Source organism: Paenibacillus sp. OK060 (assembly GCF_900101205.1).
Classification (GTDB): domain Bacteria; phylum Bacillota; class Bacilli; order Paenibacillales; family Paenibacillaceae; genus Paenibacillus; species Paenibacillus marchantiae.
This window is the reverse complement of record NZ_FNFR01000003.1, coordinates 493,538-507,957: the sequence shown is the minus strand read 5'-3', so window position 1 is coordinate 507,957 and position 14,420 is coordinate 493,538. Positions and strand designations below refer to the sequence as shown.

Sequence of the window (14,420 nt, the reverse complement as noted above, 5' to 3'; positions counted from 1 at the left end):
ATTATGAAGTTAGTGGGGAAAATTTGCTCGTGAAATTGTAATCCAACCTTCAATTAGGCGTTGCAGAGCCATTTTCGGATCGTCTTCTAGGGATAGCTATAGAGACTTTCAAAAATTGGAGAAGGATACAAAACATCCATGTGAACTATGCCATATGTTAATCCAACTATAGATTGACAGGAAAACCTAAAATGTAACACAGAAATAGGGAGGGATTAGACGCGATGGTTATGAGTTTGGAATTGAAAAATCAAATAGAGAAAGCCAGACATAACCTTCATATGTTGGTAGAGCATAACGAGGGTAGATTTGGACATCCCGATGTGCTTCAGCAGTCCATGGTACTGGATGAATTGATCAATGAGTATAATCGAATGCACTTAAGCAAGCCGAGGGCTTGATGGATATAGATGAGCTTTTTTTGCATGCGCACATGATAATAGCTGGAATAGACAGCAGGAAGAACGAATGCTGTATCATTCCAGTTCAATCATGAGCGCATGTTTTTTTTGTTACTCCTCAATGCAACAGCCGCTTGGCTTCCAGATAAAGTACCTGAACGAACTTTTTGGTATTAATGCGGGTCTGAGACAAGGAGGGCTCCACATTATTTTGTAGTTCCAGCATTTTCTTGCGAATCTCCGTAAAGTCAAAGAACTTCGACGCGTAATTCTCAAACTTCGGATGTGTGTAATCCGTGAGTCCGAGCGATACGACATGGCTTAATGTTTGGAAAATTGCACGGCGAACGCGCTGCTCAGATGCTTTAATCTCCTTCGTTACTTCCGCTGGTGAGGCATCGGAACCCAGTTTGCGTATGGCTACATTCTGGAAGATATCCTTAAGTGATGGGAACGTGTATGGAGAGAGCTTATGCTCCTCCGTTTCAATCTGCTCCAGGTATTCCAGCATGTCCAGCAAATCTCTGCTGCCCGCTTCTCCGATCATGCCCATCTCGGATAGCAGGAAATGTCCTGCGGTCGTAATTGTTTTGTCGGGGGCTGGTGTTGAAGCACGTTCGGAAGATTGCAGTCTAGACAGTCCTTGCAACGTACGCTGAATATCTGCGATGGATTGCTGCATACGCAGACGCTCGTCCACCAGACGCAGAACAGACAGGATCTCCAGCCGATTAATCGGCTTCGTAATATAATATTCGATGCCAAGCGAATAGGCTTCCCCGATCATATTTTTCGACTCAATCTGGGAGATCATCACGATCTTGCCATCGAACCTTCCTTCAAGTGCACGTATCGTCTGAATCCCGTCTCGCTGCGGCATGAGCAGATCAATCAGCAGTACATCCACCTTATGCAGCTCCAGCAGTTCAGCATGAATATGAGCTCCATCTTCAGCTTCCCCCGCAATCTCGCCGAGCCCCTCATCTTCAATAATATCCATCAGCATGGATCGAATCCCAGGATCATCATCCACAATAAAATAACGCATTTCCGTGTCCTCCTTTCTGATTAAGTTAACTCCTATATATTCCGTTCTCTGCATCTATAAATGATCTTTCCCTGCTATTAATGTCCCCTATTATCATACTTGGTTGTATATCCTGATGTGAAGACCCGTGCATGCTAACAAATATGTCAGATAAAGTGACAGTGAATGGATAAACGTTGCTTATTTATAAAAAATTTAAATGTTTCTGTGTAGGTATTTGTCGGTTTCCGTAGATGCCCCTGTAGTATAGGTAACATCCGAAAATGTGGATTCCGAGATATGCAGAATGGTACAAACGATCTCTTAACCTATCGTACTTCAGCAGAAAACGGTCCGTCTGAGGCGATAGAACTGCATGCCTTTATGAAGTAGTATGAGAATTTTTCGCTCAGTCATACAGCTGGGGAACGCTTTTTAACGAACCATCAACGAAAAGGGGCATTGCCAATGGAGCAAACAATACAAGATATTATTGCAGTTTTCAATGATTTTCTATGGTCCAAGCTGTTAATCATCTTGTTGGTCGTATGTGGTTTGTATTTTACGACCAAGACCCGGTTCATGCAATTCCGCATGATTGGAGATATGGTGAAAGTGCTCAAGGAGCCAAAGAGCAAGGAGCCCGGCAAAATTTCGCCGTTTCAGGCATTCTGTATCAGTATGGCAGCGCGCGTGGGAACCGGGAATATTACAGGTATTGCACTGGCAATCGCACTGGGGGGACCAGGGGCTGTATTCTGGATGTGGGTTATCGCGATTTTTGGTTCAGCTTCGAGTTTTGTGGAGAGTACACTTGCTCAAATTTATAAAATCAAAGATAAGGGCGGATTCCGCGGGGGTCCTGCTTATTATATGGAGCGTGGCCTCGGGAAACGATGGATGGGGATATTGTTCGCAATTCTCATCACGTTGTCGTTCGGTTTGGTCTTTAATGCTGTGCAGTCCAACACGATTACAGTCGCATTCAAAAATTCATTCGGCATCGATCGGTTGACGGTAGGTATTATTATGGCCGTTGTGTTTGCGGCAATCATCATGGGTGGTGTTAAACGGATTGCCAAGGCGTCCGAATACATCGTCGTTGTTCTTGCTGTGCTGTATATTGGCGTGGCTGCATTTGTTGTTCTGTCGAACATCACACAGCTTCCGGCCATGATTGCGCTGATTGTGAAAAATGCCTTCGGCATTGAACAGGTCGCTGGTGGTACACTTGGAGCCGCGCTGATGAATGGTGTCAAACGTGGTTTGTTCTCCAATGAGGCGGGTATGGGTAGTGCGCCGAATGCTGCGGCTACGGCGGATACAACACATCCGGTTAAACAAGGGCTTATTCAGGCGTTTGGCGTGTTGACGGATACCTTGGTCATTTGTACAAGCACGGCCATGATTATTTTGCTATCAGGTGTATACAAAGGTTCCAATCTGGGTGGAATTGAATTAACTCAAGCGGCATTAAGTGTGCATATGGGTTCATGGGCGTCCGGATTTTTGGCAGTCATGGTGTTCCTGTTTGCCTTTAGTACGCTCATCGGGAATTATTACTACGGGGAGACCAATATTGAGTTTATCAAATCCAATAAAGGTTGGCTGTGGGTATACCGTGTGTGTGTTATCGCGATGGTGCTGTTCGGTGCCGTTGCCAAGGTCCAGCTGGTATGGGATTTGGCCGACCTATTCATGGGGCTGATGGTTGTGGTGAATCTGATTGCCATCCTGATGCTGTCCAAGGTGACATTCGATGCGCTGAAAGATTACAAGAAACAAAAGGCCGAAGGACGTGACCCGATCTTTACTCGGGACCGTATTCACATTCCGGGCGAAGTGGAATGCTGGGAGTCGGAGGCCGAGGTAGTAGGAACAAAATGAAGTGAAGTTGCTAAATAACGAAGAAATAACGGATACAAATACAACAAGAGATCCACATACACTACGATAAAAAGACAAATGAAAAAACAGGACTTAGAATTTCCGTCACGGGGACGGGGATTCCAAGTCCTGTTTATTACATATAAAGTAGTTAATGTTCAGTATATCTGGTGGAATGGGTAACCATCCTATCGGGAGATGTACCTGCCCTTAATCGTTCACAGAGTAACTGATGAGTTGTTCAGACAGAGCTTTCATGCGTTCTCCGGCTTCATTCAGCTTCTCGATGACATCCGTAAAGGAGGATACGAGCGTGGCTTGCTCCTGAGAAGAAGCTGCAATCTGGGATACTTCGACTTCCATCTGTTTAATAACCTGTTGTACATCTTTTAAGCTGATATCAATATCGCTGGTAGCCTGTTTGGCATCGACAGAAAGTTTGCGCACTTCCGTTGCGACCACACCAAAGCCTGCTCCGGCTTCACCTACACGCGCAGCTTCGATAGCGGCATTAAGCCCAAGCAAGTTGGTCTGTTCCGAGATTTCACGAATGAACCCGGCAACCTTGTTGATCTGAGACGAATTCTTTACCGCCAGGCGTGTATTCTCCAGAATCTGTTCGCTGGTGGCCTGCAATTCCTCCGCATGAGCGGCAACGTGCTGGACCATTTCAACCAGGTTTCCATTAATCGTTTGGTTTTCTTGTATAATAGCTTCAAGCTGATTCTGGTTCGATTGATCATACGATACGCAGAAAATAGCAACGACCTGATGATTGTCATCAAAGATCGGTATATTAAGGACATCCAGCTCAATACCGTAGTATTCTGCCGGCAGGTGGGTCAGAGAGGCTTCGTTTCCGTTCTTGAGAGCGGTGAAGTTCTTATATCCATCCAAAAGAGGATCGCCTTCGTTGAATCCGAGATTGAACTTTTCAGTGGAGACAGAATACAATACCTTCTCGTGATCATACACCGTTAGACTGGCTGGTTCTCTAAGAATCAGACGGATATAAGGCATTACTTTCAAAAGGGCATCTACAACGTTCATAGTAGGTCGAACCATCCTTTCTTTATTTGAATTCTAAATTAGCAGTTGTAACTATGCTTATTACTTTATCTTTCATCGGATAAGAGTGCGCTATCATGTACTCCATTTTCCATAAAATATTGTCATTTTGAAGGCTGAATTTTAGAATATTTCCCATTTGAATGAATGTATTGGATATAAAATCTAGTTGTAACTATTTTTATATCAAGATATTTGTACGAACCTATATCGTTTATGGGACATGTGTCCATTGTATATGTAGATTCACACAGGGGGTTTATCCGAGATGAGAGAAATTATGGACTTTGGATTGCTGCGCCAGCTTGCGCGGGAGCATGGCCTGGATCAGGTGCTCGACGAACCTGCGCTTGCTGAATTAAGGTTGCTCGAAGCCTCCAAAGGTGAGATTATATGTGCCAAAGGTGAACGGCCCGAACGATTATATTTTCTCGTCCAGGGTAAGCTCAAGATTTATACAACACTGCCGAATGGCAAGTCTTTGTTGCTTCGTTTCAGTATGCCTCCTGCGCTGGTAGGTGATCTGGAGCTGGTCAATGGCAAGGAAGCCAAAAACACGGTGGAATCCGTCAATAAGAGCCTGCTGCTCGGTGTAAGCTATCGCTATCTCAAGAATACATATGCTGAAAACCCGAAGTTTCTCCATTTTATGCTCAGTCATGTGACCCACAAATTATATACCTTCTCGAATCTGTCGAGTCTTAATCTGCTTTATCCTGTCGAGAGCCGTTTTGCAAGCTATTTGTTGTCCACGATGGAGCAGGGGGAGCAGATCACAGAAGAAATCCAGACCTCCAAGCTAACAGAGCTGGCGGATATGCTGGGCACGAGCTATAGACACTTGAACCGGGTGATCCATGACCTCCGCGACCGTGAAATCATCCGCAAAGAAAAGCGCAACATTGTCATCTGCAATCTGGAGCAGTTGCGCGAAATTGCGGGAGGTAATATGTACGAATAAATAAGGATAGTTCTGCTATTTTACAGCATTCTTAAACCATTAGTACGACAAAAACACCCTCTGCATGTCCTATGCCAGAGGGTGTTTTGCATCCACCTGTCGGTGGATGATCCATTTGAATTGCTGTGCTGTAGCTTTATGTTTGAATTAAATATCTCCACGCTGTTCAAATAATTGAGCAATTTCCACGATGACCTGTGTGGCCTTCACCATATTATCAACCGATACATATTCGAATTTGCCGTGATAGTTCTCCCCGCCCGTGAAGATGTTGGGTGTAGGCATACCCATGTACGAGAGCTGGGAACCGTCTGTGCCTCCCCGAATTGGGCGGATGACAGGTTCGATATCCAGGCGAGTCATCGCTTCATGTGCAATATCGACGATCTGGCGCACAGGTTCGATTTTCTCACGCATGTTATAGTATTGATCATTCAATTCAATGGAAATGCTTTTCTCGCCATATTTGCTTTTCAATTCGCCCACGACATCCAACAAATACGCTTTACGTTTCTCAAACTTCTCCCGGTCGAAGTCCCGGATGATGTAGCTCATCTTGGTCAGTTCGACGTCTCCCTCGATAGATAACAAATGATAAAATCCTTCATAACCTTCTGTGAATTCGGGAGCTTCCTCCGCAGGCAATCGGCGGTTCAACTCCATCGCAATTTTAGCGGAATTGACCATCTTGTTTTTGGCTGTGCCCGGGTGCACGTTGGTGCCCCGTACTGTGATTTTGGCAGCCGCCGCGTTGAAACTTTCGTATTCCAGCTCACCGAGAGGTCCGCCGTCCACCGTGTAGGCATATTTGGCGCCAAAAGCAGGCACATCAAATTTATGCGGCCCACGGCCAATCTCTTCATCCGGGGTAAAAGCAACACGAATCTTTCCGTGTTTTAATTCCGGGTGTTCAATCAGGTAGGCCATTGCCGTCATGATCTCGGTAATACCGGCTTTATTGTCCGCACCAAGCAGTGTTGTGCCATCTGTTGTAATCAGGGTGTGGCCTTTATATTCACGCAGTTCAGGGAAATCAGTGGTGGATAACACTACATCCAATTCCTGATTCAGCACAATATCCTGTCCATCATAGTTGTCGATGACCTGTGGTTTGACATCTTTGCCTGTGAAGTCGGTTGCTGTATCCAGATGAGCGAGGAAACCGATCACTGGAACATCCTTGTCGGTGTTGGATGGCAATGTCGCCATTACGTAGCCGTTATCATCCATGGTCACTTCCTGCAATCCAATGGATTTACATTCTTCAACCAGGTATTTACCCAAGACCAGCTGGCCTGGTGTGGAAGGGCAGGTTTCACTATTTTCATCGGATTGCGTATCCATTTGAGCATAGGTTGTCAGTCTTTGAATTAAAATATCTTTCACCAGTAATCGCTCCTTCGGCTCGGTTTATTATAGTTGGGTATATTATAACCTGTATGTCTGTATGGCTATCATATCATGTTTTAGATTCATTTCGAGTTGTGGTGAATGCATCAGAGGAAAGGGTCGACTAGGTATAAAAAAGGGTACTATCTCACAAAAAAGTACGTACTTGTATTTCTATAGGTTAGGTTCATAATAGTGATTGAGGATTTGAAGCAGGACAACTGCGGCAAGCATGGGCAGCTGTTTTCCGATCTGGAAAACAAGGAATTGCCTCAACATATATCATCATCATATTGAATAGGAGATGTAATTGAAATGACAGAGAAATTATTTTCCCCGTATCAATTCAAGGGACTTCAACTAAATAACCGTGTCGTCATGGCACCGATGTGCCAATATTCCGTTACTGCCAAAGACGGTATTCCGAACGATTGGCATCAGGTACACTATGTAAGCCGTGCGGTTGGGGGTACAGGATTGATCGTGATTGAGATGACGGATGTTGATCCGGACGGACGTATTACCGACAATGATTTGGGCATCTGGTCAGATGAACACATTCCTGCCTTTACCAAGCTGGTGGATGGCATTCACGCTTATGGCTCCAAGGTGGCGATTCAGATCGCGCATGCTGGACGTAAAGCAGAGGATGCGGCTCGACCTGTAGCTCCATCGGTGGTTACCTTCCCTGGAGAGAGCTTCAATACGCCACATGCTTTAACTACAGAGGAAACACAAGCCATGGTACAGAAGTTTGCGGACGGTGTACGCCGCGCAGTAGCTGCTGGGGTCGATGCTATTGAGCTGCATGGTGCACATGGTTACCTCATCCACCAGTTCCATTCTCCGCTGATGAACCATCGCGAGGATGCGTATGGACAGGATCTTTCCCGTTTTGGTGTCGAGATTATTCATGCAGTGAAAAAAGAAATGCCTGAAGATATGCCTCTGATTATGCGGATTTCGGCAGTGGAGTACGCTGATGGCGGATATGATATTGATCATACCATTGAAATTTCCCGTGCCTATCAGGCAGCAGGCGTGGATATATTCCACATTAGCTCCGGTGGTGAAGGGGCTTCCGGACAACGTAAACCGGGTAACTACCCTGGTTACCAAGTGCCTTTTGCTCGTCGTTTCCGTGAAGAACTGAACGTTCCTGTCATTGCGGTAGGTATGCTTGAGGATTCAGCACTGGCTCAAGCAGTTATCGGCAACGGTGATGCAGATCTGGTCGCGGTTGGCAGAGGTATGCTGCGCGATCCTTACTGGGCGACTCATGCAGCTCTGGAACTGGGTGTTAGCAAAGATAAAGCGCCTGTTGCACAGCCATATTCCCGCGGATACTGATCTTAATTAGAACATTTATATAAATGCAATTAAAAAGGGATGTCCCATAAGTCATGAACATGACGGAGGACATCCCTTTTCTGTATCATTACGATCTAACGAACCGAACAGCTGTTATTAGCTGCAATTTCCACAGGTTTACGGATTAACAAATCGTAGGCACGTTTCTTCCTCGATCTTGGATCCTTCCTGGTGAGATCGATTCGTTAGCGCTTTGGCCTGAAAGTGAAATCACTTCGAGGGTATTCCTCGTGTAGCTTCAAACACAAATTTCTGATCAGAACGCGAAGGTGCCTGTTTGGGATCGAAGTCAGCATATACAACAACGTCGATGAAACCGATCTGTTCCAGAATCATGCGCAGCTCCTCCACACCGTACCAACGTAATGCAATCTGTTGCAGTTCTGTGGCTATGAGGGTGCCATGGCGCCACTTTTCATAGCGAATTAAACTTACTTTGTACTGCTGAAGCATATTGATTTCGATGTCTTTGCTCTCCATTGTAATCGTATCGCCATCCGGTAATTGAACAGTCGAGGTACCTGAGTAGTGTGAGGTCGTATTCGTTACATCGGGTAGAAAGAGGTCCAGCACAAGTCGACCTCCCGGTTCCAGATGTTGATACAGATTACGCAGGGCCTTTATGGAAGCCTGCCTGTCTTGAATAAGTAGCAGGGAGCCTGCGGCGATTATAATGACTTCATACCGGTAAGGAAGATCAAGTGTCTCCAGATCAGCAGCGAACAATTCAGGCATGGGCAATCCCCGCATGGAGCAAAGAGCACGGCATGAATCGAGCATATCCGTTGAATAATCAAGACCGTCTACGTTCAAACCAGCCTCAAGTAATGGAATCAGCATTCGACCTGAGCCAGACATCGCTTCCAGGATGCGTCCATTGCAGTTCGTCAGATAATTACGGTAAAATTCAATATCGCCTCCAAGGGAGTGGCCAACAGGCTTGGTGGCATTATAAACCTCAGTACATAATGGACCATAATAACTAAAAGACATGTAACGTTTCCTCCACAACATAATTAAAATGAGAATGTGGAAGGGACTAGCTACGAAATGTTTATCCCTTCCGGCAACGGTTGGAATTGAATTTTTCAGAGCAGACTATCATAAGGAATCACGCACCTTGTATGTAATATATTCCAATTATAGGTTTGCCTTCAAAGGTGGTCAATATAGTATCTGTTGTTAGAGGAATATATTTGACACTCATCACTTCATTTCGAACAATAAGTTAAAAGGGGATTTTGCATCAATTCCATGAGCGATAAATGGAATGATGCAAAATACTGATATATATCTAGGAGGAGATATGATGGAATCTTCAAGTGCATTGCCAGATATTCGGGAGCAGCTGTTGCTTCACGCGCCTGTGGAGAAAGTATGGGGGATTGTATCGACGTCAAAAGGCTTGGAATCATGGTTTATGCCAAGCAATCTAGAGCCAGTGGAAGGGCATGAATTTATACTGGAAGCTGGCCCCTTCGGAAAATCACCGTGTAAAGTTACGGAAGTTCAGCCGCCACGCAAGCTGTCATTCCAATGGGGTAAGGACTGGACGCTTACGTTTGAACTGACGGAGCAAGGACAAGACACCGACTTTACCTTGATTCACAGTGGCTGGGACGCGGACAAACTGACTGAATTTGGACAGGCTCATGCCATCATTCGTGAACGGATGGAGCAGGGATGGGCTGGAATCGTGCAGAAACTGGCCCAGGTCGTTGGACAAGCGTAAGGAAACGAGAAAAGTAAAACAGATAGTCAACAAATTCAAGAAAGCCACAGGTCTTACTCCGGTCTGCATTCCGGTAGCTGAGCCTGTGGCTTTTTTGACGTTAAAATATCATGTAAGAACTATTTCCGTCAGCAACAGAAACGTGTAACATGGAGTTATAGGTATAAAACGACAAAATTAGACGTCTCTCGCCATGGAGGCGGAAGGATTACATAGATGAGAAAACACTGGGTTATGCTCACCATTAGCTTTATATGTATTGTTGTTTTTCCTCTGGGTTCCATTGTACAAACGTTATTTACCGAGCGCGGCAACCCTCATGCGAATGATGGGGTTATGGACCTGACCGGCTGGAATTTCGATAGACAGGGGGCTGCTTCCCTGGATGGTACGTGGGATTTCTATCCGGGCCAATTGTTGACACCCGTTGACTTTGAAGCGGATGTATCTGGACGCAAGCCGATTTCCAAGCCTCTCCCTATCCATGTCCCATCCCGATGGAATGGAACTCTTGGAGAGGCGCACGGTTATGGAACGTATCATTTGCGTGTTCGCATTCCCCCGAGATTAGAGAAGAACGATTATGGGATACGTACTCAAAATATCCGCATGGCCCATCGTTTATTCATAGATGGCAAAGAGATTGGCGGCAAAGGGCTGCCAGGTACAACGGAAAATACCGATATTCAGCTCAATTTGCCTTTTACGGGATTTACCTCCATAGATGGCGACGTTGCAGATATTATCATTCAGGTATCGAATTACAGCTACTCGTCTGGCGGCATTGTTGCATCCATTTTGTTCGGAGACGAGCACAGCATTCTGAAAGGCCAACAGCAGGACTGGCTCAAGGATCTGATGACACTGTTCGGATTTATTCTGCCAGCGGCCTTCTTCCTGATGCTCTTCCGGCTGCGGCGCAGTGAAAAAGAGCTTCAGTATCTGGGATTATTCAGCCTATCCGGTGCGTTGTACGCATTGACTCATGGAGAGAAGTTGCTGGGAACACTGTTACCGTTCTTACCGAATAATGATATTCTGCGGCTTCAATTAATCAGCGCGGCTCTTGCGTATTATTTCTTGCTCCGTTATATGGATGCACTGGTACCTGGAGCGGTCCATCAATGGTTTGTTCGCTTGGGTGTGGTTTTGGTACTCGTCCAATGCGCGGTGGGTCTTACATTGTCTCCTGTTCTGTTCTCATTGCTGGAGCTGCCCATGCTGCTAATTTCACTCGTGGTGATTGGTTACACGCTGCGAGCGATGCTCCATTGGCTGAAAAAGCAACCGAATGACGGTCATTTTGTCCTGATGAGCATGATGAGTATATTTATGGTGGTTGTGCTGCACACCGTTGGTGCTTTCACCACCGTGGATACGACATTTCTAGCACTGTATGAGTTGCTGTTATTTGTCTTTGCACAGATGATTCTAACAGCGATTCGGTTTGCACAGTCATTCCGTGAAGTTGAAGCGTTGTCTGAACGTTTGCTTGCCATCGACAGTCTCAAGGATGAGTTTATGGCGAATACGTCCCATGAACTGAGAACTCCCCTGCATGGCATCATTAATATAGCTCAATCGATGCTGGAAGGGGCGGCCGGGGCGGTCACACCCAAGCAGGCCAAAAATCTGTCCATGATCACCTCAACTGGAAAGCGGCTTTCGCTGCTGGTAAACGATATTCTGGACTTTTCCAAGCTCAAAAATGGTGAAATTGAATTAAAACGGAGTGCTGTGGACCTCGAGTCAGTTGCCCGAACGGTTGTTGAAGTCTCTGGTTTTACCTTTGAAGATAAACCGGTTGTACTGATCCAGCAATGGCCTCCAGCGTTGCCGTTGGTTGAAGCGGACGAGGATCGCCTAAGGCAGATTCTGTACAACCTGCTGGGCAATGCGTATAAGTACACGAAGCAGGGTGAGATTCGTATCTATGCTCGTGTGGATGGAGCTATGGTGACGGTATCTGTCGCTGATACAGGTGTCGGTATCACCCAAGGTAAACTGGAAGACATATTTCAGTCTTACGAGCAGGGCAATGGAACAAGTGAGAGGGTTAACGAGGGAACTGGTCTTGGACTGAGTATCACTCGTAAACTGGTCGAGCTTGGCGGAGGGAGCATCTGGGTAGATTCGGAGCCAGGTGAAGGTTCGACCTTTCATTTTACCCTGCCAGTTGTGCAGTTTCCTTTGCTGCAAGCGAGTTCGAGGCCTGTTGCAGCCCAATATGTATCTACCCAAGAAAGAAGAGCGCAGGATACGGCAGCAGCAATGGATTGGGATGAGACGGATGATAATCTGGAAGCAGAGCATACCATTCTGATTGTGGACGATGATCCTGTGAATCGACAGGTATTGTTCAATCTTCTATCCACGGAACGTTACCGTGTCATTGCAGCAGATAGCGGGGCAGCAGCACTGAAGCTTCGTGAAAAACACCCCTCCATTGATCTTGTCATTACAGACTGGATGATGCCGCAAATGTCCGGGCTTGAGCTGTGCCGTAAGCTTCGTGAGAACAGTTCCTTGTCCGAGTTGCCCATTCTAATGCTGACAGCTCGCGGGCTGCCAGAGGATATCAAAATGGGATTCCAGGCAGGAGCAAATGATTTTCTGAGCAAACCTGTGGATGCAGGCGAATTGCGTGCAAGAGTACGGACGTTAATTGAGATGCGTACCTCGGTACAGGAGGTTGTTCGTACGGAAATGGCTTTTTTGCAGGCCCAGATCAAACCGCACTTTCTATATAACGCGCTCAACGTCATCATAGCGACATGCGCCGTCAATCCGGATAAAGCGACCGATTTGCTTATTGAACTGAGTCATTACTTGCGAGGAAGTTTCGACTTCCAGAACCGCGACCAACTGGTTCCACTAGCGAAGGAACTGGAGTTAGTGGAGTCCTATGTACATCTGGAACAAGCACGTTTCGAGGAACGTTTGGTGGTCCATTATGATATCGACCCAGATGTTCGTCTTTACCTGCCACCGCTTAGTATTCAACCGCTTGTGGAGAATGCGATTCGTCATGGGGTGATGGAACGTGCTGCAGGCGGCATGGTTAACCTGGGCATTACCAGGGAGGATGAACACATCGTCATTGTGGTACAGGATGATGGAGTAGGCATACCTCCTGAGCGTTTGGCTCAGGTAAGTTCAGGGCGAATCGAAGGTCCTGGAGGTGTAGGGCTACAGAATATTAATCGGCGCCTGTTGTCTTTATATGGTCAAGGGCTGGAGATTCAGAGTCATTCGGGGAAAGGAACGCTAATACGGTTTCGCATACCTGTGGAGAAGAAAAATGGTTCCAAATAATGGGCCGAGTTAGGCGAATTTGGTTAACAGATTATTAAACGAATGCCAAGATAATCGGTATTCCCATTGAATAATTCACGGCAGGAGGCTGGAAGAGCGATGAAAGCCATTGTAATCGATGACGAGAAACCGGCGCAGCTTCATCTGGAACGCCTGTTACGATCGGATGGGCGGATTACCCCCGTGCAGTGTTTTTCAACAGCCCGTGCCGGTCTGGATTTTCTGGCAAAAGAGCGTGTGGACGTTGTGTTTCTGGACATTGGCATGCCGGAAATGAATGGACTGGAAGCGGCTGAATATATACAGCAATTGGACAGCAGTATTCGCATTATATTTATAACGGCTTACGCCGATCATGCGGTTGAAGCCTTTGAACTTCAGGCGCTGGATTATGTGCTGAAGCCGGTAAGTTCAGCGAGGCTTGCCAAAACAATCGATCGCATTGCCGCAGGCATGATATCCTCATCCTCTCAGGTTGCTGCAACCGCTGAGGTTCAGGAATCTGAGGCTGTGGAGTTGGATATCCGTTTGCCTGGATTGCTTACTTTTAAACATCTGGATATTTACAGAAGCCTGGATCAGGAAGCAGAGAAGCACAAGTGGCGCACAGCCAAATCGCAAGAACTGTTTGCTTTTTTGTTTCACCATAGAGGGGATTGGGTAAGCAAAGAGATTCTGCTCGATAAGTTGTGGGCGGATGTCTCGCAAGAGAAAGGGCTAACCCATCTGCATACTTCCGTTTATCAGATCCGTAAACTGCTGAAAGAATGGAACATGACGGGCAAGCTGGAATACAACATGAACCGCTATCGTTTGTTATCGGGTAATCTGGTGAGTGATGTAGAGCAGTTCGAGCAAGGTATGGCATACGCTGACGTTACATCAGACAATGTCGATCAACTGCGGGATATCGTCCCCCTCTACCGTGGTGACTATCTGGAGGAGCATGATTATCGCTGGGCTCAAGCCAAAGCGAGAGATCTGAGAAGTAAGTATATAGGACTGGTTATGGATATCGCGGAATGGGACATGAAGCATGGACGGGGCAAGGAAGCGATGGAGCAGTTGAGTGAACTACAGGAACGGGAGCCATATGCCGAAGAAATCTGCCGATTAATGATGAGGGTAAGTGCATCCATGGATGATCAACAAGCCATACTCAGAATATATCATTCATTTACGCTGACCCTGCTTGAGGAACTGGGACATCAACCGGAGCCGGAGACAAGCAGGCTGTATAAAGATTTAACGGCAAAGTAGGCAGAAGTT

The 14,420-nt window shown here is 46.4% G+C and carries 11 protein-coding genes; 7 read left to right on the top strand and 4 right to left on the bottom strand.

The features are described 5' to 3' along the window. The first annotated feature begins 224 nt into the window (after nucleotides 1-224). Nucleotides 225-401, top strand: coding sequence for an aspartyl-phosphate phosphatase Spo0E family protein (locus BLS14_RS13950; RefSeq protein ID WP_053782597.1), 177 nt, complete (start codon nucleotides 225-227; stop codon nucleotides 399-401). A gap of 118 nt (nucleotides 402-519) precedes the next feature. Here the strand turns inward: BLS14_RS13950 and BLS14_RS13945 are convergent, their stop codons facing one another. Then, entirely contained in the window at nucleotides 520-1,449 is a 930-nt protein-coding gene (locus BLS14_RS13945; RefSeq protein ID WP_063567769.1) for a response regulator, read from the bottom strand. Nucleotides 1,450-1,896: 447 nt separating this feature from the next. Between BLS14_RS13945 and BLS14_RS13940 the strand changes: the two genes are divergently transcribed. Next, on the top strand, nucleotides 1,897-3,315 hold the full coding sequence (locus tag BLS14_RS13940) for an alanine/glycine:cation symporter family protein (RefSeq protein WP_063567770.1): 1,419 nt from the start codon (nucleotides 1,897-1,899) through the stop codon (nucleotides 3,313-3,315). A gap of 210 nt (nucleotides 3,316-3,525) precedes the next feature. Here BLS14_RS13940 and BLS14_RS33555 read toward each other — a convergent pair whose 3' ends face one another. Beyond that, nucleotides 3,526-3,984 (bottom strand): methyl-accepting chemotaxis protein, encoded by a 459-nt coding sequence (locus tag BLS14_RS33555; RefSeq protein WP_371121638.1) that lies wholly within the window; start codon nucleotides 3,982-3,984, stop codon nucleotides 3,526-3,528. Between the two features lie 667 nt (nucleotides 3,985-4,651). Between BLS14_RS33555 and BLS14_RS13930 the strand changes: the two genes are divergently transcribed. Further along, complete coding sequence (locus tag BLS14_RS13930; protein WP_090952321.1) at nucleotides 4,652-5,344, top strand: Crp/Fnr family transcriptional regulator; 693 nt, start codon at nucleotides 4,652-4,654, stop codon at nucleotides 5,342-5,344. Nucleotides 5,345-5,491: 147 nt separating this feature from the next. On the opposite strand, the gene pepT is transcribed toward BLS14_RS13930, so the two are convergent. Then, on the bottom strand, nucleotides 5,492-6,730 hold the full coding sequence (pepT, locus tag BLS14_RS13925) for a peptidase T (protein ID WP_064641664.1): 1,239 nt from the start codon (nucleotides 6,728-6,730) through the stop codon (nucleotides 5,492-5,494). A gap of 318 nt (nucleotides 6,731-7,048) precedes the next feature. Between pepT and BLS14_RS13920 the strand changes: the two genes are divergently transcribed. After that, complete coding sequence (locus tag BLS14_RS13920) at nucleotides 7,049-8,083, top strand: NADH:flavin oxidoreductase/NADH oxidase (protein ID WP_063567774.1); 1,035 nt, start codon at nucleotides 7,049-7,051, stop codon at nucleotides 8,081-8,083. 231 nt (nucleotides 8,084-8,314) lie between these two features. Here the strand turns inward: BLS14_RS13920 and BLS14_RS13915 are convergent, their stop codons facing one another. After that, nucleotides 8,315-9,097 carry a class I SAM-dependent methyltransferase gene (locus BLS14_RS13915; protein ID WP_090952317.1) on the bottom strand — a complete coding sequence of 261 codons (783 nt, stop codon included), beginning with the start codon at nucleotides 9,095-9,097 and terminating at the stop codon, nucleotides 8,315-8,317. A 313-nt stretch (nucleotides 9,098-9,410) separates the two neighbouring features. Between BLS14_RS13915 and BLS14_RS13910 the strand changes: the two genes are divergently transcribed. From BLS14_RS13910 to BLS14_RS13900, 3 genes are all read left to right on the top strand, one after another. Next, nucleotides 9,411-9,836: an SRPBCC family protein gene (locus tag BLS14_RS13910; protein ID WP_371121631.1), complete on the top strand. Its 426-nt coding sequence runs from the start codon at nucleotides 9,411-9,413 to the stop codon at nucleotides 9,834-9,836. A 216-nt stretch (nucleotides 9,837-10,052) separates the two neighbouring features. Continuing rightward, complete coding sequence (locus tag BLS14_RS13905) at nucleotides 10,053-13,151, top strand: hybrid sensor histidine kinase/response regulator (RefSeq protein WP_090952314.1); 3,099 nt, start codon at nucleotides 10,053-10,055, stop codon at nucleotides 13,149-13,151. A gap of 99 nt (nucleotides 13,152-13,250) precedes the next feature. Then, the gene (locus BLS14_RS13900; RefSeq protein WP_079695428.1) at nucleotides 13,251-14,411 is read left to right on the top strand and encodes a response regulator; all 1,161 of its coding nucleotides are present in this window, start codon (nucleotides 13,251-13,253) and stop codon (nucleotides 14,409-14,411) included. The last annotated feature ends 9 nt before the right edge of the window (nucleotides 14,412-14,420 follow it).